Source organism: Paenarthrobacter aurescens, from assembly GCF_025421775.1.
In the GTDB taxonomy this organism is placed as follows: domain Bacteria; phylum Actinomycetota; class Actinomycetes; order Actinomycetales; family Micrococcaceae; genus Arthrobacter; species Arthrobacter aurescens_B.
The window spans coordinates 18,065-37,655 of record NZ_JAOEFX010000007.1 but is presented as its reverse complement, the minus strand read 5'-3'; the positions used below and the strand labels follow the sequence as shown (position 1 = coordinate 37,655).

Here is a 19,591-nt window from a genome sequence, read left to right as displayed (position 1 = left end):
TCCAAAGTGGGGAGGGTCTGGGGAAGGGGAGTTAGTTGCCGGCGAGGGCAGCGATGCGGGATACGGCAAGTTCTGCGTAGAGCGCGGCGCCGTCGGTGAGGACGCCGTCGTCGAACAGTGCGTAAGGCGAGTGGTTGAACGGCGACGTCGTGTGGTCGGCGCCGGGGGCAACGGCGCTGAGTCCCACAAAGGTGCCGGGAACTTCGGCGAGGACGCGGGAGAAGTCCTCGGAACCGCTGAGGGGCGTGGCCATGCGGGTGTGCCTGGACTCGCCGAACATTCCGGCGATGACCTTCTCGGCGGTGGTGGTTTCGTCCTCGTCGTTGATGGTGAGGGGGTATTCCTCCTGGTAGTGCACGTCCGCCTCCAAGCCGTGGGCTGCCGCGATGCCGTGCAGAAGCCTGGGTACTGCTTCCATCATCTTCCGGCGGGACTCTTCGGAGAAGGTCCTGATGGTGGCTTCGATGCGGGCGGTCTCGGGGATGACGTTGCGCTTGGTTCCTGCGTGCAGGACACCGACGGTCAGGACTACGGGATCGAACATGTTGAACTGGCGCGTGACCATGACCTGGAGTGCGGTGACCATCTCGGCGGCTGCCGTGACGGGGTCTTTTGCTGAGTATGGGGCTGAGCCATGGCCTCCGGCACCCAGCACGGTCACCACGAGTCCGTCCGAAGAACTGAGCATCACACCCGGCTTGGTGACGAATTGGCCGTGCGGTTCCAGCGAGGAGAAGACGTGCATTCCGTAGGCGGTGTCTGCGCGGCGCCCGGCTGCGTCAAGGACACCTTCCTTGATCATGTAGCTGGCGCCGTCGAAGCCTTCTTCGCCGGGCTGGAACATCAGGATGACATCGCCGGCCAACTGATCACGGCGCTCAGCCAGGAGGGTGGCAGCGCCAGCGAGCATGGAGGTGTGGAGGTCGTGCCCGCAAGCGTGCATGGCGCCATCCACACGGGAGGTGTAGTCCACGCCGGTGGTCTCCTGGACCGGGAGCCCGTCCATGTCGGCCCGCAACAACACCACGGGCTTCTCGGCCGAGGCGTGAGCCGCGCCGCCACGCAAGACCGCAGTGACCGACGTCGTTTCCTTGCCGAGGGTGATCTCGTACGGCAGTCCGTCCAGCGCCTTGAGAACCTTTTCCTGGGTCCGGGGGAGCTGCAGGCCGGTTTCCGGTTCGCGGTGGAGGTCGTGGCGGAGGCGGACGATGTCGTCCTGCAGTTCCTTGGCGTCGGCAGCGATGGTCATCTGTGCTCCTGGTCTATCCGGTGAATATGTTCCTTATGCCATTCTGGGGTGACGTGATTCACACCCTCTGAAAGATCTGAAAATATGCATAGAGAACAAGATTTCGGCAGGAATCATGCATCATTCTGCGAGAATAGACTCATGGAGCTCAGTGAAGAAGATCTGCGGCTGATCAACGCCTTGCAGATATCACCCCGGATCAGCTGGTCCGACGCCGGCGAAGTCCTCGGCGTTCACGCCACCACACTGGCGTCCCGCTGGGAGCGACTCAGGGGGGCCGGCGCGGCGTGGACAACGGCCCACCTCATGGGGGATCCGAAGGATATGTGCCTGGCCATGGTGGATATCGACTGCGAAATGCACCTTAGGCCGGACGTCACAGCCGCGGTTGCCCAACTTCCCGAGGTCATCACCGTGGAGGAGGCCGCCAGCAACCGAGACCTCACGCTGACGGTCATCACCCAGGATCTTGAACAGTTCAGCACGCATTTGTTGCCGAGGCTCAAGGAAATCCGCGGCCTCACCAAGTACCACACGGCCCTTTGCACCCGGATCCACACCAGCGGATATGCCTGGCGGCTCAACGTCCTCACCAAGGCAGAACAGCAGGCGTTGCGGGCGCTCGCCGGCCCCGAGTCGGCCAACCCTTCAGCGCCCGACACCATCGTGGTCCCGCTCCCGGAAAGCCATTTGGCGCTGATCCCGTTCCTGGCGCGTGATGGCCGCGCGACGGCGGCGGAGATTGCCCGCGCCCTGGGACGCAACCCCGCCACGGTTCAGCGCCAACTGGGGCGGGTCCTCAACAGCCGGATGTTGTCCTTCCGCTGCGAAATCGCCCAACAGTTTTCCGGCTTCCCCATCACAGTCCAATGGTTCGCGAACGTTCCTGCGGGCGAACACGAAGCCGCCGCCACGGAACTGAGAGCTATCCGGAACATACGGTTTTCCGCGTCCACCACTGGCCGTACCAACTTCACCCTGATCATGTGGCTGCGATCCCTGGCCGATGTCATGGAAATGGAGCTCACCATCCAGCAACGGATTCCGGGCATCGAACTGGTGGAAAGCGTGGTCATGCTGAACACGGCGAAGCGCGTTGGATGGATGCTGAATCCGGACTCGACCGCTACGGGCAGAGTGGTTCCGCCCTACGGGGAGCTGCTGCCGGCCGGCATCTAGGCGCGCTTGGTTGCCCTCAGGACGGTGTCCAAGGTTGTGCCGGACTCTCCGTTGGGGCCACTCACTGCCCGTGCCCTGTCCGTCAGGACGTCCACGAACCATGGCTCGCGATCCAGCCGCAGTTCACCGGCCAGCTGCTCCGGCGTGAAGAACATACCGCTCTCGTGGTGATGGCTCCACGAAGGAAGGCCATGTGGGTGGTGCCCCACCACCAGGAGCGTCCCGCCCGGTGCCACGGCGGCCGCTGCCGAAGCCACCGAGTCCCGCCACGGCAGGAGAGGGGAGTGCAGGAACTGGGCCGACACCAGATCGAAAACTGGTTCCGGCGTCCACTCAGCGAGGTCCTGCTGCTGCCAGGTGATCCGGTCCCCGTGGCTGGTTTCCGCTGCGTGCGCGGCCGCCCGTTCAAGCGCGACGGCGGACACGTCCATTGCGGTGACGGTCCAGCCCTGCTGGGCGAGCCAGATCGCGTCACCGCCTTCGCCGCAGCCAAGGTCGAGTGCCCTGCCGGGCTTCAGACCTGCGACCTCGGCCACCAACTGCGGGTTCGGGTTTCCGCTCCACACCTTGGGACGCTCCCGGTACATGCCGTCCCACATGTCCACAGCATTGTCCGCGTCCTCATGAAGGTTCAGGCCGCCCTGCTGCGCGCCTTCGTGCTGGTGCCCGTGCTGGTGAGTGTCGCCGTCGTGCGTCTTTTCAGTCATACGCCAAGCGTGCCGTGAGCCGCGTGCGAAAGGCAACGCTATTTGCTATTTCGGCAAGGTCCAGCGCTGGGCGCCTGCGCCGGAGGCCCCGAGTTCGTCAGACGGATTCTGCAGCGTGCACGACTTCAAGCTCAAGCAGCCGCACCCGATGCACCCGTCCAAGTCGTTGCGGAGGTGCTGAAGTGCGGCGATGCGCTCGTCCAGTTCCTTGCGCCATCGCAGCGACAGCTTGGCCCAATCGTGTTTGGTGGGGGTCCGGCCCTCCGGCAACGAGTCCAGTGCCTCGCGGATGTCCTTGAGCGGCAGGCCCACGCGCTGCGAGGTCTTGATGAACGCGACGCGCCGCAGTGTGTCGCGTCGGTATCGCCGCTGGTTGCCGGCGGTGCGCTCGGCTTCGATGAGCCCGTTGCGTTCATAGAAGTGAAGGGCCGACGCCGATACTCCGCTGCGTTCGGAAAGCTCACCAATGGTGAGGGGCCGGTGGGTGGCGGCTTGTGGCATGGGATTGCTTCCGGTGGCGGGAGTGGCTGATTGACCTCAACATTAGTTGAGGTTCTAGGGTAGCGTCCATGACCTCTGACACCTCAACGGCCGGGATACTGAGCCGCCCATACTTGCTCGCCACCGTGGGGGCTTGCGCGCTCGTATTCCTCAGCGCGTTCGAGTCCCTCGCGGTGACCACCATCATGCCGCTCGTGAGCCGCGATCTGGACGGCGCCAGCCTCTACGCGCTGGCCTTCGCGGGCCCGCTCGCAACGGGCGTGATGGGCATGGTGGCGGCCGGCAACTGGTCCGATCGCCGTGGTCCGGCGGCGCCACTGTACTCCTCGGTGGCGCTGTTCGTCGTTGGCCTGCTGATCGCCGGTACCGCAGGCACCATGGAAATGCTGGTGCTCGGACGGTTGGTGCAGGGGCTTGGCGGCGGCGCGATGACTGTTGCCCTCTACGTGCTTGTGGCCCGTGTGTACCCGCCGGCGCTGCACCCCAAGATCTTCGCCGCCTTCGCTGCATCCTGGGTAGTGCCGTCGTTGGTTGGCCCTTTCGCCGCAGGCGTCGTGGCCCAATTGAGCAGTTGGCATTGGGTGTTCCTTGGAGTGGTGGGGCTGGTTCTTCCGGCCTTGCTGATGGTGGTGCCGGCTGTGCGTGGGATGAACTCCGAACCCGCTGCCGAACCCGTTCCTTGGGCTTTCGGGCGGATGGGATGGGCAGCCCTCGCGGCCGTTGCCGTCCTGGGACTGAACCTGTCCGCAGAGGTGCCGGGCGTGGGCGGGGTGATTGCCGTCGTCGCGCTTGTCCTTGCTTTGGTGGCGATGCGCCCGCTGGTTCCGCGGGGGACCCTGACCGCACGCCGCGGCCTTCCCAGCGTGATCCTGGTGCGCGGGCTGGCGTCGGCTGCCTTCTTTGGTGCCGAGGTGTACCTGCCATACCTGCTGACGGAGCGCTACGCGTTCACGCCCACGTTCGCCGGACTGACACTGACCGGCGCTGCGCTGGCGTGGGCGGGAGCGTCTGCGATCCAGGGGCGGCTGGGTGCCAAGCTTGCCGACGATCTCGCAGTGAAGATCGGCGCTCTTCTGGTACTGATAGCCGTGATCTCCACCTTGGTGACCGCAGCGTTCGCCCTGCCCGCAGCCGTGGCCATTGCCGGCTGGATCCTTGCCGGTGGCGGGATGGGACTCATGTACCCGCGGCTCTCGGTCATGACGTTGGCACTCTCCACAGAGGAAAACCAGGGCTTCAACAGCGCCGCCATGTCCATCTCCGATTCCCTTGGTGGCGCACTGTCCCTGGCTGCCACGGGACTCGTCTTCGCGGCATTTACGACGACGAACTCGTTTGCGGGGGTCTTCGCGCTGACGGCAGTGATCGCCGTCGTCGGGGTTCTGATTGCGCCGAGGGTCGCCGCCCGGGCTGCCGCATCCGAATCCGACGCCTCGAACGCCGAACCCGAACTCTCACTCACCCAGCCCAAGTAGGGAGCAGATCAGGTCGTTCCCAACGCTGGGAGCGACCTGATCTGCTACCTGCTGGGGTGCCCGCACCGCAGGGTGGGACGGGGCCTGACCTGCCCCGATGCGGGTCAACCGAAGAAACACTGCTAGACTGGGAACACTTGATGTGCGGTGACGCCCTGAAGCAGGTGGCCTGAAGGCTGCGCGACGGGGCATTTTTCATGTGAGAGGCACATCCTGCGTCGATGAACGCGTTCTATTTGGTCCCGGCCACCGCTGTTGCAGCGAACCGGTAGATCACCTGACTTTTCCTCGGCGAACCCCTGGCCCAACCGGCGTCGGGGGCCGATGTCCGCACTTGGACACCGCCCGAAAGACATGAAGTTTATGACTACTTTTGCTGCCCTTGGCACGCCCAAGCCCATTGCTGAATCCCTCGCCGCAGATGGCATCGAAGAGGCATTCCCCATCCAGGTGAAGACCCTCCCGGACACCCTCGCAGGCCGCGACGTCCTGGGCCGTGGCCGCACCGGCTCCGGCAAGACCATCGCTTTCGCCATCCCGCTCGTGGCCCGCCTGGCCGAGCGCGAAGCCAAGCACTTCCGCAAGCCGGGACGCCCCATGGGTCTCGTCCTTGCACCGACGCGTGAACTGGCAACCCAGATCAACGCCACCATCGAGCCGCTGGCCAAGGCCATGGGCCTGAACACCACGGTCATCTACGGTGGCATCTCCCAGGCACGCCAGGAAAAGGCGCTGCGCGCCGGCGTCGACATCGTCATCGCCTGCCCGGGCCGTCTCGAAGACCTGATCCGCCAGCGCATCCTGACCCTCGAAGCCGTTGAGGTCACCGTGCTGGACGAGGCAGACCACATGGCCGACCTCGGCTTCCTCCCGGTCGTCAAGAAGCTCATGGACATGACCCCCACCCAGGGTCAGCGCCTGCTCTTCTCCGCGACGCTGGACAACGGTGTTGACAAGCTGGTCAACCGTTACCTGTCCAACCCGCTGACGCACTCCGTGGACGATCCCCAGGCCGCTGTCACCACCATGGAACACCACGTCCTGGTGGTCAACGACCAGACCGTCAAGAAGCAGCTCATCGTTGAACTGGCCTCCGGCGCCGGCCGCCGCGTCCTCTTCATGCGGACCAAGCACCACGCCCGCAAGCTTGCCAAGACGCTGACCGACGCCGGCATCCCCGCTGTCGACCTTCACGGCAACCTGTCGCAGAACGCCCGCGACCGCAACCTTGCCGAGTTCTCCAACGGTGACGTCCGCGTCCTGGTGGCCACCGACGTCGCAGCCCGCGGCGTACACGTGGACGACGTCGAACTCGTCATCCACGTGGACCCGCCCACAGAGCACAAGGCATACCTGCACCGCTCAGGCCGTACGGCCCGCGCAGGTTCCGATGGCACCGTGGTTACCCTGACGCTCCCCGAGCAGCAGAGTGACGTCAAGAAGCTCATGAAGGCTGCCGGCGTTGACGTGAACTTCGAGCGCGTCACGGCCAACTCCCCGTTGGTTGCCGAGCTCGTGGGAGACATCGCGGACAAGGTTGATCCCCGCACCCGCGCTGCACTCCTCGCGGCGAAAGCCCCGCAGGGTGGCGGCACGTCCACCGGTGCCAACGCGCAGCGCAAGCGCGCACGCCGTTCCACGCAGGCTGCTCCCACCGCTGGTGGCCGTGGCGGTCGCAACGGACGCGGCAAGGTTGGGGCTGAGCCGGTTCGTACGGACACCAACCGCGCGGATCGCCGTGCAGCAGCGAACGACGACGTCGCCCGCAGCTCACGCGGTCGCGGCAAGGCAGCTTCCACTCACCGTAACGACGTTCCCGGCTCGCAGGGCCAGAACGGCCGCAGCGGACGTCCGGCTACCGGCCAGCGCTCAGCTTCGGCTCCGCGCACGGCGTCCACAACCAGCACCCGCACGGGCGGAAACAAAGCCGTTTGGTCTTCCGCCACGGGCGCTACGTCCGGTGGATCCTACGGTTCGGGTGCCTCCGGTAACTCCGGTCGCGGTGGCTCCGGCGCAGGTCGTCCGGCACGCAGCGGTCCCCGTCGTGCATCGGCTCCCGCGTCCAACGAGCGTCGCGGCCGCTAACGCCACTCACCAGCCTCGGGCGCGCCACTCCTCCAGGTGTGGCCGCTCGGCGCCGAGTGTCGTGGGCAATCCATGGCCAGGGTGCACCAGGGTTTCATCCGGATAAGCGTCGAACAGTCGTTCCGACACGTCGTTCAACAGTGAAGTGAAGCGTGCAGGATCTTTCTGTGTGTTGCCGACGCCTCCCGGAAACAATGAGTCTCCACTGAAAATGTGGGCCGGCCCGTCCGGATCCTGGTACACGAAGGCAATCGAGCCCGGGGTGTGTCCACGCAGGTGGATTGCCCTGATCTCGATGTCGTCAAACCGCTCAACGTCGCCCTGACCAAGCCGCACATCCACCGGAACCGGCAACGCATCGGCGTCGTCCGCTCCTGCGGAAGTGCTGGCTCCGGTAGCGGCGACCAGTTCCGGCAATGCCCGGACGTGGTCCCAGTGCTGGTGGGTTGTAGCGATCCTGACCAGTTCCGGCTTCGTGGCCGTGTCAGCGGCACTGTCCTCGAGCAGCTGCTGGATGGCCGGAAGGTCGTCGGCGGCATCGATCAACAGCTGCGCACCCGTGGACTTTGAGGTCAACAGGTACACGTTGTTGTTCATCTCGCTGACCGAGATGCTGCGGATAGTGACGTCACGCAATGAGTGAATAAGCGAATCCATCGCTTCAGTCTATGCAGTTGCCGGGTTGGCTTCGCGGCCCTGCGACACCCAGTTGGGGTCGGCAGAGCGTGAACCCACGACGGCGGCCGCAGCTTGGTCGAGCACCTCAAGTTGTGCTGTCCCCAGTTGCAGGGACAGTGCCCCCAGGTTCTCGTCGATCCGGTGCGTTTTGCGCGTACCGGGGATGGGAACCACAGAAATCCCAAGGCGCTGACCTTGGGTGAACAGCCAAGCCAGGGCTACCTGGGCCGGAGTTGCATCCAGCCCGCTGGCAACCTCGCGAACCGCGGCCACAACGGCCTGGTTTGCATCAAGTGCCTCGTCGCCAAAACGGGGGATCTTATGGCGGAAGTCGTTCTTGCCAAGGTCGCCCGCGCTGACGGTTCCCGTGAGGAACCCACGGCCCAGCGGCGAATACGGCACGAACCCAACGCCAAGCTCCTTGGCTGCAGGAACAACGTTGAGTTCAACATCCCTGCTCCAGATTGACCATTCACTCTGGACCGCGGCAATGGGATGCACGGCATTGGCCTGCCTGAGCTCCCCGGCTGTCACTTCGGACAGTCCGAGGTGCCGAACCTTGCCCTCACGGACCAGCTCCGCCATGGCCTCCACGGTTTCCACTATCGGAACGCGGAGGTCCCGGCGGTGCAGGTAGTAGAGGTCAATCACGTCAGTGTCCAGGCGGCGGAGGCTCGCTTCCGCCGCTTGCCTGACGTAGGGCGCATCCCCGCGGACTCCCGTGTACCCGTCCGCGGGGTTGCCCTCAATTCCAAACTTGGTGGCCACTTGGATCTCGTCGCGGCGCTCCTTCAGGAGCCTGCCCACGAGTTCCTCGTTGCTCCCGGCACCATACACATCGGCGGTGTCGATGAACGTGACACCCGCGTCGACCGCGTGCCTCAACGTGTTGAGCCCTTCTTCAGGATCGATTCCGCCATACACCGGGGTCAGCGCCATCCCGCCGAAACCGAGGGGGCTTACCTTGAGGCCATCGCCGAGTTGAACTGCAGTCATGAACTTCTCCAATGCGCGTAGGTGTTCCAGAGGGCCCTTTGTGGCGTGAACTCTGTAACCGCGGCGGGTATTCCTGCTGGGGCCCCGACTTGGAGTGAGTGTGCGGTTTTGACCTGCCCGATTCGATGGCTGGCTGCGCATTCGATGGTAGGAGACGTCTAGTGCGCAGCGGGCCATCGAAATGGACCAGCGCCCGCGGCGGAGTGTTCGCTACTTGGTCTTGGCTACAGGCTTGTCGGCGGGCAGCGCCTTCAGACCGGCAGCACAGCCCACGATTCCCGCGATGAAGAGCAGCTTCAGCGGGCTCGCGGATTCAACGCCTGTGATCATGGCCCAGCCAACGGTCAGCGCCGCACCGATACCCACCCATACGGCGTAAGCGGTGCCGAGGGGAATGCGCTTCACTGCGATACCCAGCCCGATCATGCTCAGTACGGCCGTGACGATGAAGACCAAGGTAGGCGTGAGCTGCGTGAAGCCATTGGAGAGCCCCAAAGCGGTGGCCCACACGGCTTCGAGCAGTGCCGATGCCAAGAGGATTGCCCAGGAGATTCCGTTGCCGGTGTTCTTTGTCTTAGCAGTCATGGCTATGCCACCACCTTCAGGCCGACCACACACGCGCCGATTCCAGCAAGCAGGAGCAGCCTGGCCGTCGTCGCACGTTCAACCTTGGTGACCATCGCGTACGTTGCGGTCAGTACAACACCGACGCCAACCCACACTGCATAAGCCGTGCCTGTGGGGATGGACTGCATCGCGATGGCGAGTCCGGCCATGCTGGCAACAACGGACACCAGGAAGACGACTGTGGGGACGGGTTTACGGAAGCCCTTGGACCGGTGGAGCGCTGCGGCCCAGACGGCCTCGAGTGCTCCGGAAAGAATGAGAATTATCCACGACATGACATTTCCTTTGGCCAGTCTTGTCGCATTCCGGGTACTGAACCGTCGTCCGGAGGTTCCAGAGCGGAACCTTCACTTCAGGCTAGCAACTCCCGCGCGGGGTGGCCACCTCTGGTGGTTAACGTCACCACCTCAGGCGTGGGCCTCCACGTGGTCGATCGAGATGACAGCGATGAATCCGCGGCCCGAGATCTCCGGACTCCGGGTATCGGAGCCGACTACGGCGTCGTACCGTGAAAGCTCGACAGGTTCGGCCGCGCTGGTTGCCGGGGCGTCGCCGTCGGATTCTTCGTCCGGTGCGGCGCCGGGTGCCACGGTCGCCTTGCCCTCAAGCAGGATGGCAAGCTGTCCTTCGAACACCGGGTGGGCGCGCTTCTTGGAGATCTCCACAATGGAGGTGTAGCCCTTGAAAGCGCCTGTGCGTGCGATGACGTTCAAGTCACGGATGTCGCCAGTGGGAAGGGTGGCCGATGAAGCGGCTTCGCCCGAGAAACGGAACGGACGGTACTTCTCCAGCGGGTGCTCGGATCCGTCTACCGTGAGCAGCAGCAACTCGCCCTCGATGATGGTGATCACGCGCTCCATGCCCGGGAAGACAGAGAAATCTCCGGCTTTGGAGACGTCGGCGATGCTGACGCGCCAATCCCATGCCCCGTCCTGGGCTGATGCGGCCTTCGGGTGGCTGGCGAGTTCACGGGTCACCCCGCCCCCGTTGCGCCACGGTTCGGGATGGATGTCGGCAAAGCGGATGATCTCCATCCGACCAGCCTAGTGGTGGACATCGGTTCTGCGTTGGCATTGTGGCTTGCTAACGTCATATGTGGAAAACGTTGCGAGTTTGGCTGGAGGCGCGGGAATGTTCGTCAAAGTGTGCGGCTTGAGCACGCCGGAATCCGTCCGTGAAGCCGTCGACGCCGGTGCAGACGCCGTCGGTTTCGTGCTCACCACCAGCCCGCGCGAAGTCAGCCCGGACCAGGTCCGTATACTCTTGCCGCTGGTGCCTGACGGTGTTCATGCAGTGGGGGTCTTTCGGCACGAGGCCGCCGGCGACGCCGTTGCTACAGCGAGGGCAGCCGGACTCACGTGGGTTCAGCTGCACGGCCATCGGACTGTCGAAGACGTCAAAACAGTGCACGACGCCGGGATGCGGCTCATCAGGGCCGTCACCATGGGTGCCTCCCAGGACGAGTTCGCTGATCTGGGCGAAGAAGTGTTCCTGATTGATGCCGCCGTGCCGGGATCGGGGGAGTCTTGGGACTACGCATCCGTCCGGGCCAAGGGGCTCGACGGCAGGGAGTGGCTCCTGGCCGGCGGACTTGAACCCGGAAACGTAGCCTTCGCTGCCGCTGCTGCCGGAGCTTGGGGAGTGGACGTTTCCTCGGGCGTCGAGGCATCGCGGGGCGTGAAGGATCTGGCCAAGATCCGCGCTTTCGTCGACGCCGTCAAAACTCCCGGCCCCTAGGACGCTCTCTCACCTTTCGCTCCTCTTTGGGCGATCCTCTCTCACCTTTCGCCCCTCTTTGGGCGATCCTCTCTCACCTTTCGCTCCTCTTTGGGCGATTCTCTCTCACCTTTCGCCCCTCTTTGGGCGATCCTCTCGCACGCCACGGTCTTCCGGTGGTGAGAGAGGGTTGGGGGAATTGCGTGATTTGGTGAGAGGGGGTTGGGGGAATTGGGTGATTTGGTGAGAGAGGGTTGGGGAATTGGGTGATTTGGTGAGAGAGGGTCGGAGTTGTCGGGGGCACACCATACAATCGCTCCAACAGCAGGCCCACCACTGAAACCCATCGAAGCCACGGAAACCAGGAGTCACGCAATGAGCACGGAACAGTACACCCTGACCATGACCCGCGAGTTCGATGCTCCCCGCGAGAAGGTTTTTGAAGCCTGGATGAACCCGGACCTGCTGTCGCAGTGGTTCGGGCCTGTTGACGTTGATGCTCCCCGCGAACAGATCGTCATTGATCCCAAAGTTGGCGGCGTATGGGAAGTAACCATGGTGTGGACGGACGAGAATGGCCGGCAGGAAGCCCCCATCGAGGCCGTCATCAAGGAGCTGGACGCACCCGCGCTCCTGGTCTCAACGGCGAAAGCAGCCCCTGACGCCGATCACGACTTCGAAGAGATGCGTCTCGAATTCGAGGACCTCAACGGCCGCACCAGGATGCACCTGACCCAAAGCCCCTTCGCTTCCGAAGACTGGGTTGAGATGACCCGCGACGGCTGGGGCACGTCCTTCGACAAGCTGGACGAGCTGCTGGCCTGAGCACAAGTCAGGGAAGATTCAGGGCAGACCCCTAGGCTTTTTGTCAGGCCAACAAGGGACAATGAAGAGTATGAAAACGCTCCTTAACATCATCTGGCTTGTCTTCGGTGGGTTCTGGCTGGCCTTGGGCTACTTCGCAGCGGGCATCATTTGCTGCGTGCTCATCGTGACCATCCCGTGGGGCATCGCATCGTTCCGGATCGGCGCCTACTGTCTGTGGCCCTTCGGCCAAATGGTGGTTGAGAAGCCGGGCGGAGCCGGGGTGTTCGCGCTCCTCGGTAACGTGATTTGGCTGTTGGTGGCGGGCATTTGGATCGCCATCGGTCACGTGGTCACTGCGATTGCCATGGCCATCACCATCATTGGAATCCCGCTGGCCATCGCCAACCTCAAGCTGATCCCGGTATCGCTGATGCCGCTGGGCAAACAGATTGTGCCCACCAACCAGCCGTTCGTCAGCACCTACCGCTAGGAAGCACTCGCGTCAGGAAGCGGCAGCTGCCCCGGTGCGCAGATCGAAACGGAACGTCCGCTCCAGACGCACCGTCCCGCCGTCGGCCTCTGCCGTGAAAACGAGGTCCAGCGTTTTTAGGGTCAGATCCGTCTCGGTGACGGTGTACGTGGGCGTGAAGTAGAGAGCGTGATCGCCGGGCAGCAGGTCCGCGGGCGGGAACTCACCGGCGTTGTCGTGCGGTCCCAGAAGTACGACGCCGGCAGCCGGCTTAGTGCCTCCGTTGCGGACGCGTCCGGTGAAGGCGAGGATGTCCCCGGCTTTGTAGCCTGGGACGATGGGGCCGTAGTTGAGGTCCTGCGCCTCCCGCGTGCCAAGAACCTGGTCCCCGGCGTAGCCTTGGCCGATTTCCTTCCAGGTCTGTACATCCCATTCGCCGTCGCTTGTGGAGGGGATCACGTGGAAGTCGCCGGCGTTCTGCCAGACGGCGGGCCTGCCTGGGGTGATGGACCGCAGTTCCATGTCGAACGCCAAGCCATCTGGTTCCAAGGCATCCGAAACTGGGTGCGGAGCAGCGGATAGCTGCCCCGTCAGCTGCTCGGCCGGGATCGATGCGAACACGATCTCCCGGTACCCCTGCCGTTCATAGAGAACCCCGATGTTCCCGTCAGGGAGCCGCGTCACCGTCGAGTACGCCGAACTACCGCCGCAGAGCAACAGCTTTGCGGGCCATGTGGCGCCGTTGTCGGGGGAGAGGCTCAGGACGGTGTTGCGACGCAGATGCGGGTCGTGGTTGTTGCTCGCGAGCAGCCAGGATGAAGTCTCCGGCGTGGCAAACGCAGCCACACCTGGGAGACCGTCGAAGCGCGCCAAGGAACCGTTGTCGCTGGGGTCCGGCAACTCTGGAACAGCCTGCAAGGGACTCCATGAAAGCCCGCCGTCCTCGGACACAGCGGACAATCGGCACGGCGTTGCCCGTGAATGCAGGAGCAGCCGGCCATCGTCCAGGCACACGACTTTGTTTTCATTGGGCCCGATCCCTGAGGGACCCGGACCAATCAACCCACCCAAGGCCCACGTTTCGCCCTGGTCGTCGCTGAACGCAGATGCGGCCATGATGGAACCGTCCACCAACACCACGTACTGCTGCACCAACCTGCCCTTATAAGCCCCTGCGTGAATCTGAATTCCTTGTCCTGCCGCAGCGAAAAGACCTGTCATTCCCCGCCCCTTGAGCTGCGCGGTAAGCCGACGGTGCTGCCAGGTGTCGCCGTCGTCGTCTGAGAAGCTGACGTCCGCATGCTGCACGTCGTCATCCGGCTCCAAACCAGCCACGGCCTCGAAGAAGCCTGCATGCGTCCCGGCGGCGTGGAACATGAAGATGCGGCCGGTCTCGGCGTCCACCAGCAGGCTCGGATCACCGAAACCGTGCAGCCCGGAACCCGTGCGGATAAGCTGCTGCGGCTCCCAAGTGACCCCGTTGTCGTAGCTGCGACGCAGGAGGAGGTCGATGGGATTGGGCAGGTCGTCGAGGTTGGGGCGGCCGTCGTAGGCGGCCAACACCGTACCCCGCGTGCTGATGGCAAGGGCTGGAATGCGGTACTGACGGTAGCCGCCCACGCCACGGACAGCCAGGACATGTTCAACATCGGGACGGGCCTGGGGTGTTTCAGGGCGGGCGGAAACCGAGAGGTAGGAGGTCACACCTCTATGCTAGCCCGGACCTTGTACGCGCCGATACCCTCGGGCGCCGTCGAGCCCCATTCGAATCGCACCGAGTACGGAAGCTGCCGTTGCGCCGCACCCGGGTCTGCCAGGGAATCACTCACGCGAGTTCGCCGGCGAGGTTCCGGCGGGCGGCGTCGAGCCAGAGCGCCTTGGCGCGTTCGCCATGGAATAGCGGGTCCAGTCCCAGAAGATGACGCACGACGGCGGCGCGCCCCTTCGCGAAGTCGTCGTCACTGACGTGGGCATAGTCTTCGCGGACGGCGGCCAGATACCGTGCGTAGGACTGTTCGTCGCCCCCGAGCACGGAGAGGTCCGCGTCGCAGAGGAGGGCGCCGGCGTGGTCACCCGTTTCGGGCGAGTGGGTGGAAGTAAGCCGGACGAGCCGCGCTACCTCGGCCACATCGGCAGCGCCAAGACCAGCGGCCGTCAACCGCTCCCCGGCCAAGAGTGCTGAGTCTTCCTCGTCCTGACCGGCCACGCCTTCATAGACGGCATCGTGGAACCATGCTGCCAGGGACACGGTCCGTGCGGGCAGGGCCGGTTCAGTCAGGATGTCCAGGGCCTCAAGTACCGCCAGGAGGTGCGTGCGGCTGTGGTACTTTCGGCCATCCTCGCCCCACCGCTCCAGCAGCTCAAGGCCCAGTTCCTCGTGGCCCGGGAAGGTACTGTTCCAACGCTCCATCAAGGGGACCGTCAAAGCCTTGCTCCGTTCACGCGCCGGGATGCGGAGGCCGCTGGCGATGAGCTTGCGGACCAGGATGCGGGCCTCCACAGGGATGGCGCCGGCAAGGACAAGGTCGTCGTAGCGCCGTTCGGGGACGTCGTAGTGGTCACCGTCGAAGGCCCTCTCCGGAACTCCGGCAGCGGCCGCGAAGGCGTGGAGCTCATCCAGCGATGCGTCCGAAACAAGGTGCGAAAACACGGTGCCATGTGCTGGCCATAAAGGGGGATCGATGTAGATGGCCATGGCCAAAGTGTAGTCCCGTGCGATCCTTCCCAGTTGCCGGCTATCGGGGCGTCTACCGCCGTGCTGCCGCCCCGGGAACCCGGGCTTCACTGCCCGTGCTGTCCGCGGCAACTGGGAAGGAGCGTGGGAGAGTCAGTGCTCCGCCGGCAGGATGTTCTGGTTGCCCCGGAACACGTTGTCGGGATCGAACTCGCGCTTCACCAAGGACAGCCGCCGGTAGTTTTGCTCGCCGTAGGCCGCCATGATCCGGTCCTGGCCCTCGTCGCCGATGAAGTTCAACCACACTCCGCCCGTGGTGTGGGGAGCGATGTCCTGCCGGAACTGCTTGACCCACGCTTTGGCCTCTTGACCGCCCTCGCGTGTTTCCGACAAACCGAAGGGGTGGCTGACCCATGCAGCACCGCGGTGTTGCAGGGGCGTCTCAGCCGCAGCAGGCCCAGCCACTGCTCCGCCCCAACGTGCCACCAATTGCTGGGAGCTCGGTCCCGGAAGGCGTTGGGCAGAGTCCACCAGAACGTCCAGGGCGTCGTCAGAGAGTTCGTTGTGATAGTCCGCGCTCCAGTAGTTGTAGTGGTCCGGAGGGTCGTCGATCATGCACTGGAAGTCCGCGTAGCCCATGGGAGAAACCAGGTCCACAGCGGGGCCAAGATCGCGGAACGGCTTCGCGTGCTTTTCACCGGCCTCCACATCGCCGGCATGGATGTAGGCCATGCCGACGGCGAGTTTGCCTACCATGTCTTCCGGGACGAACTCTTCCGGTGGAGCGGTGAGGTACACGAGTGCTGTCCCTACGGCGTCGGGCGCGTCAAGGGCAAGCTGTCGGTAGGCCCGGGACAAATCCGTGGCATCCTCACCGGGAAACAGCATGAGGCCAGCCATGACGGTGGGCCCAAGATCGTGCAGTTTGAAGGTCAAGGACGTGGCCACTCCGAAGTTCCCGCCGCCGCCATGGAGTGCCCAAAACAGCTCCGGGTTTTCGCCGGCGCTTGCGGTCACACGATCGCCGGATGCGGTGACCAGGTCCACGGAGAGCAGGTTGTCGCACGCGAATCCGTACGAACGCTCCAGCCATCCCGAGCCGCCGCCCAACGTGAATCCGGAGACGCCTGTGGTGGAAGCACGGCCACCAGTGACCGCCAGGCCGTGCTGTTGGGTGGCGTGGTCGAACTCGCCCCAGGTAAGTCCGGCGCCGGCGGTGGCAGTCTTCGCCAAGGGGTCCACACTGATCGATTTCATGGGCCGGACATCCACCACCAGCCCGTCGTCGTTGGTGGACATGCCGGCTACCGAATGCCCGCCAGACCTCACCGCCACGTCCAGATTATGGTTGTGTGCGTAGCGGAGGGCCTCAGCCACCTCGCCGGGATCAGAGCATTTGGCGATGACTGCCGGCCTGCGGTCGATCATCGCATTGAAGAGTTTCCGGGCCTCGTCATAGTTCGGGTTGTCCGGACGAATCCATTCCATGGGACGCTCCTTCGCGCCTAAGACTCTCTCCCTAGAACAGGGTACGGCGGCGGGTCCTTTGGGGCTAGAGCAACGCCTTTGCCCGGGCCGAAGCATCGCTGCGAATCTGGCGCACTGCAGCCACCTCGGGCTCAAGTTCCTTCATCCGTGTGGTCAGGTATTTATCCAGGACAGTGGTGAGCTTGGCATCGAAGTTGGTGTCCGCGCGGCAAGTGGCATCGGTGACGGCGATCTTGAGCTCCTTCTGGCCCCCGGCATCCATCCCGGCCGAAGCAGCCTCACCCGGGAGGCTGTAAGGGAAGGCCGTGGTGGACATGCAGTTTTTCCAAGCCTCCACAGCGGTTGAGATGTCGAGGTCCACAGCCGCAGCATTCGTGGCAACCATCAACGAGTTTAACGCCAAGCCGGTGGCCCGCATGTAGTCATTGGCATTGCCATAGATGGCTGTAATGGCCTCGGCCGTGCACCCTCCCCACTGCATGCCTGTCCCTTCCGAAGACTGGACCACATTTTGCTCCGAGGGCCCGCCTCCGTTCAATGCTGTCTGGAAGGCAGGATCGGCAAAGAGCCTTCCCAGTTCGGAGTTCGTGGCCGGCTCACCGGGCCCCTGGGGCTTGAAAGAGGCGTAGCCGGACGCGCGGGCAGTATCAACGGTAAGAGTGGTGAAACCGATGTGGTGTTTGAGATCCACTGACTGCTGTCCTGATGGGACGGGGGTGTAGTCATAACCGGCTTTCGCCATGCACTGCCGGACGGCTTCCGCCACGCCTCTTTGTGCCGTCGCATCCTCGGACGCGAACTGCTCAGCGGCAGCGGTGATGCCGGAGACCGGACGCTCGGCAGGCTTGGTCAGGATGGAGGAAACTCCAGGTGTGGCAGCGGCGGCCAACGAGGCGGCTGCACCGGCGGCAAGAATCAGTGCCCCAATAGTCTTCTTCTTCACTGTTTCTCCTTCGTGACGAATTATCGTCTGTTTTTGGCAATGCGGTGGCCAGCCCCAGTAGTCCCGGGGCGTTCTGTAGGGCAGATTGAGCTAACCGAGCAGCCTGTTCTGGTAGGCAAATGCCACCAGTTGAATACGGTTCTTGAGCGTGAGCTTGGAAAGAATGCTGCCGATGTGGGTCTTGACGGTGGCGTCACTGAGCATCAGCGACGCAGCAATCTCCCCGTTGGCGAGGCCCTTGGCTGCCAGCATGAACACATCGCGCTCGCGGGCGGACAGCGGCTCCAGGACGGACGAATTGGCGGCCGAAGGGGTGGTGTAGTCGCGAAGCAGTTCATTTGTGACCGACGGTGCCATGACCGCGTGGCCCGAATGGACGGTCCGGATGGCTGCCAGCAGGAATTCCGGTGTTGCATCCTTGGTCAGGAACCCGCCGGCACCGGCTTGAATGGCCCGGACCACTGCCTCATCGTGCTGGATGGTGGTGAGCACAATGACCTTTGTCCCGCCCGGACTGTCCGTGATCCGCCGAGTGGCGGTGATTCCGTCCATCACCGGCATCCGGATATCCATCAGCATCACGTCCGGTCCGACGTCCGCCGCGAGGGCAACAGCCTGCTCGCCGTCCGTCGCCTCTCCCACCAGGTCCAGGTCAGGTTGGCTGCGAAGGATCATCTTCAGGCCTGCGCTGAACAGGGGCTGGTCGTCCACCAGCGCTACACGGATCTTTGCCGCACTCATGGCAGGATCGCCTCCACTTCGAAGAGTTGGCCGTTGGTGACCGTTGTCAGGTAGCCGCCTGCCGCCGTCGCGCGTTCACGCATGCCGGGGATGCCGCGGCCGGTTCCCGACGGCGATACGCCCGTTCCGCCGTCGGCCAGCCTTGAGCGGATCGTCAGCCGCAGGCCGGTGCCGTCACGATCCGCCATCACGGTGGCGCCCGCGCTGCGGTCTCCGTGATTGAAGGCATTCGTGAGGCTCTCCTGCACAATCCTGTACACGGTGAGATCCTCCACGGGCGAGAGTCCTTCCAGGCCGCCGGTGTGAAGTTCCACGGGCATGCCGCTGCTGCTAAGCCTTTTCACGAGGGCCGGCAGGTCAGCTGTTCCGGGGGCCGGGCCGTCGAGCTCGGAGCCGAAGCTCTGCACCAGCCGCCGCGTCTCCTGCAGTGCGCTCCTGGCTGACGACGCGATGATGCCGGCCGCTTCCTCCACTGACTCCGGCTCGGTCCTGTGGACGTAGCGGATCCCCTCGGCCTGTGCCGTGATCACAGCCAGCGAGTGTGCAAGGACATCGTGCAGTTCCCGGGCAATCCTGTTGCGCTCCTGCTCAACGATCAAGGCACCGGCCGTCGATTCGAGGCGCGATTCTGCCTGTTCCTTGGCCTGCCGGTTGATGGCGGCCTGCCGAACCGCGGACGCAGCAGCCCACCCTGCCAGGGTGAGTGCCGAAAAGGAGGCAAAAACCAGGAAGGCGTACAGCGCGATCCGGAAAGTACCCGCTTCGGCGAGTTGCTTGCCGAACACGAAATTGATCCAGCTGGTGTCAGCGAACCAGTTCACAGCAACCATCCCGGCGGCGGCAACAGCGGCGACGGGTAGCGGCCACCGTTGTGGTTCCCTCCAGCCCAGGGTTGCGAAGAAGACAAGAACAGGAAGCATGACGAACTGGGTTGCGCCGGTGACCATCACGCTCGGGAAGATGCCGAATGCTTGGAGTCCCAAGGCTGCGAACGCGAAGATGAACGCCGGAACCGGGATCAGCTCCGCTGCAGCCACCGCTGCCGTCAGCGCCAACAGCACGGCGCTCGCAGCATCGAAGCCGCGTTCGTCAAGGATCATCAACGCCAGGAGCATGGCAGCGGCAACGATCGGCGCTGCGGCGGGGCGGAGAGCCTGGATTCGAGTGGGCATGACCTCAACACTAGGGTGTCGGACTCCGGCTTCGGTGCCGTTTCGGCCCTGGTTCACCCTGGAGGTGGAGCAAGTTCATCCGAG

General features: G+C 64.1%; 20 protein-coding genes and 1 riboswitch. Of the genes, 6 read left to right on the top strand and 14 right to left on the bottom strand.

The genetic code is table 11. The annotated features are described in order from the left end of the window. Nucleotides 1-31: 31 nt before the first annotated feature. On the bottom strand, nt 32-1,249 hold the full coding sequence (locus tag N7568_RS15400; protein ID WP_261610671.1) for a M20 metallopeptidase family protein: 1,218 nt from the start codon (nt 1,247-1,249) through the stop codon (nt 32-34). A gap of 141 nt (nt 1,250-1,390) precedes the next feature. Between N7568_RS15400 and N7568_RS15395 the strand changes: the two genes are divergently transcribed. Continuing rightward, nucleotides 1,391-2,428, top strand: coding sequence for an Lrp/AsnC family transcriptional regulator (locus N7568_RS15395; RefSeq protein WP_261610670.1), 1,038 nt, complete (start codon nt 1,391-1,393; stop codon nt 2,426-2,428). Here N7568_RS15395 and N7568_RS15390 read toward each other — a convergent pair. Both N7568_RS15390 and soxR read right to left on the bottom strand, forming a co-directional pair. Then, nucleotides 2,425-3,135, bottom strand: a complete 711-nt coding sequence (locus tag N7568_RS15390; RefSeq protein ID WP_439898990.1) for an SAM-dependent methyltransferase — start codon at nt 3,133-3,135, stop codon at nt 2,425-2,427. The genes N7568_RS15395 and N7568_RS15390 overlap by 4 nt on opposite strands. A 45-nt stretch (nt 3,136-3,180) precedes the next feature. Then, on the bottom strand, nt 3,181-3,636 hold the full coding sequence (soxR, locus tag N7568_RS15385) for a redox-sensitive transcriptional activator SoxR (RefSeq protein WP_261610668.1): 456 nt from the start codon (nt 3,634-3,636) through the stop codon (nt 3,181-3,183). 68 nt (nt 3,637-3,704) lie between these two features. On the opposite strand from soxR, the gene N7568_RS15380 reads away from it, so the two are divergent. Together N7568_RS15380 and N7568_RS15375 are read left to right on the top strand one after the other, a co-directional pair. Continuing rightward, nucleotides 3,705-5,111: an MFS transporter gene (locus N7568_RS15380; RefSeq protein ID WP_261610667.1), complete on the top strand. Its 1,407-nt coding sequence runs from the start codon at nt 3,705-3,707 to the stop codon at nt 5,109-5,111. 363 nt (nt 5,112-5,474) lie between these two features. Further along, nucleotides 5,475-7,196 carry a DEAD/DEAH box helicase gene (locus N7568_RS15375; protein ID WP_261610666.1) on the top strand — a complete coding sequence of 574 codons (1,722 nt, stop codon included), beginning with the start codon at nt 5,475-5,477 and terminating at the stop codon, nt 7,194-7,196. A 6-nt stretch (nt 7,197-7,202) separates the two neighbouring features. Here N7568_RS15375 and N7568_RS15370 read toward each other — a convergent pair whose 3' ends face one another. The 5 genes from N7568_RS15370 to N7568_RS15350 all read right to left on the bottom strand — a co-directional run bounded on the left by N7568_RS15370 (nt 7,203) and on the right by N7568_RS15350 (nt 10,531). Continuing rightward, complete coding sequence (locus N7568_RS15370) at nt 7,203-7,853, bottom strand: MBL fold metallo-hydrolase (protein WP_261610665.1); 651 nt, start codon at nt 7,851-7,853, stop codon at nt 7,203-7,205. 9 nt (nt 7,854-7,862) lie between these two features. After that, the gene (locus N7568_RS15365) at nt 7,863-8,870 is read right to left on the bottom strand and encodes an aldo/keto reductase (protein WP_261610664.1); all 1,008 of its coding nucleotides are present in this window, start codon (nt 8,868-8,870) and stop codon (nt 7,863-7,865) included. A gap of 210 nt (nt 8,871-9,080) precedes the next feature. Beyond that, a complete protein-coding gene (locus N7568_RS15360) occupies nt 9,081-9,455 on the bottom strand; it encodes a DMT family transporter (RefSeq protein ID WP_306422955.1) in 375 nt (124 codons plus the stop codon). A gap of 2 nt (nt 9,456-9,457) precedes the next feature. Then, nucleotides 9,458-9,772: a DMT family transporter gene (locus N7568_RS15355; protein ID WP_089596307.1), complete on the bottom strand. Its 315-nt coding sequence runs from the start codon at nt 9,770-9,772 to the stop codon at nt 9,458-9,460. 9 nt (nt 9,773-9,781) lie between these two features. Next, nucleotides 9,782-9,847, bottom strand: a riboswitch (guanidine-III (ykkC-III) riboswitch). Between the two features lie 57 nt (nt 9,848-9,904). Continuing rightward, nucleotides 9,905-10,531 carry a HutD/Ves family protein gene (locus tag N7568_RS15350; RefSeq protein WP_261610663.1) on the bottom strand — a complete coding sequence of 209 codons (627 nt, stop codon included), beginning with the start codon at nt 10,529-10,531 and terminating at the stop codon, nt 9,905-9,907. A 97-nt stretch (nt 10,532-10,628) separates the two neighbouring features. Between N7568_RS15350 and N7568_RS15345 the strand changes: the two genes are divergently transcribed. From N7568_RS15345 to N7568_RS15335, 3 genes are all read left to right on the top strand, one after another. Beyond that, a complete protein-coding gene (locus N7568_RS15345; protein ID WP_261610662.1) occupies nt 10,629-11,234 on the top strand; it encodes a phosphoribosylanthranilate isomerase in 606 nt (201 codons plus the stop codon). Nucleotides 11,235-11,588: 354 nt separating this feature from the next. Next, entirely contained in the window at nt 11,589-12,038 is a 450-nt protein-coding gene (locus N7568_RS15340; protein WP_261610661.1) for an SRPBCC family protein, read from the top strand. A gap of 70 nt (nt 12,039-12,108) precedes the next feature. Then, entirely contained in the window at nt 12,109-12,510 is a 402-nt protein-coding gene (locus N7568_RS15335) for a YccF domain-containing protein (protein WP_261610660.1), read from the top strand. A gap of 12 nt (nt 12,511-12,522) precedes the next feature. Here N7568_RS15335 and N7568_RS15330 read toward each other — a convergent pair whose 3' ends face one another. The 6 genes from N7568_RS15330 to N7568_RS15305 form a co-directional block, all read right to left on the bottom strand. Then, complete coding sequence (locus tag N7568_RS15330) at nt 12,523-14,193, bottom strand: sialidase family protein (RefSeq protein WP_261610659.1); 1,671 nt, start codon at nt 14,191-14,193, stop codon at nt 12,523-12,525. A 121-nt stretch (nt 14,194-14,314) separates the two neighbouring features. Next, entirely contained in the window at nt 14,315-15,184 is an 870-nt protein-coding gene (locus N7568_RS15325; protein ID WP_261610658.1) for a DUF4031 domain-containing protein, read from the bottom strand. A gap of 132 nt (nt 15,185-15,316) precedes the next feature. Next, on the bottom strand, nt 15,317-16,651 hold the full coding sequence (locus tag N7568_RS15320; RefSeq protein WP_261610657.1) for an FAD-binding oxidoreductase: 1,335 nt from the start codon (nt 16,649-16,651) through the stop codon (nt 15,317-15,319). 64 nt (nt 16,652-16,715) lie between these two features. Then, nucleotides 16,716-17,594, bottom strand: a complete 879-nt coding sequence (locus tag N7568_RS15315) for a hypothetical protein (RefSeq protein ID WP_261610656.1) — start codon at nt 17,592-17,594, stop codon at nt 16,716-16,718. 90 nt (nt 17,595-17,684) lie between these two features. Next, the gene (locus tag N7568_RS15310; RefSeq protein WP_261610655.1) at nt 17,685-18,335 is read right to left on the bottom strand and encodes a response regulator; all 651 of its coding nucleotides are present in this window, start codon (nt 18,333-18,335) and stop codon (nt 17,685-17,687) included. Then, on the bottom strand, nt 18,332-19,507 hold the full coding sequence (locus N7568_RS15305; RefSeq protein ID WP_261610654.1) for a sensor histidine kinase: 1,176 nt from the start codon (nt 19,505-19,507) through the stop codon (nt 18,332-18,334). The genes N7568_RS15310 and N7568_RS15305 overlap by 4 nt, the downstream gene beginning before the upstream one ends. Nucleotides 19,508-19,591: the final 84 nt, after the last annotated feature.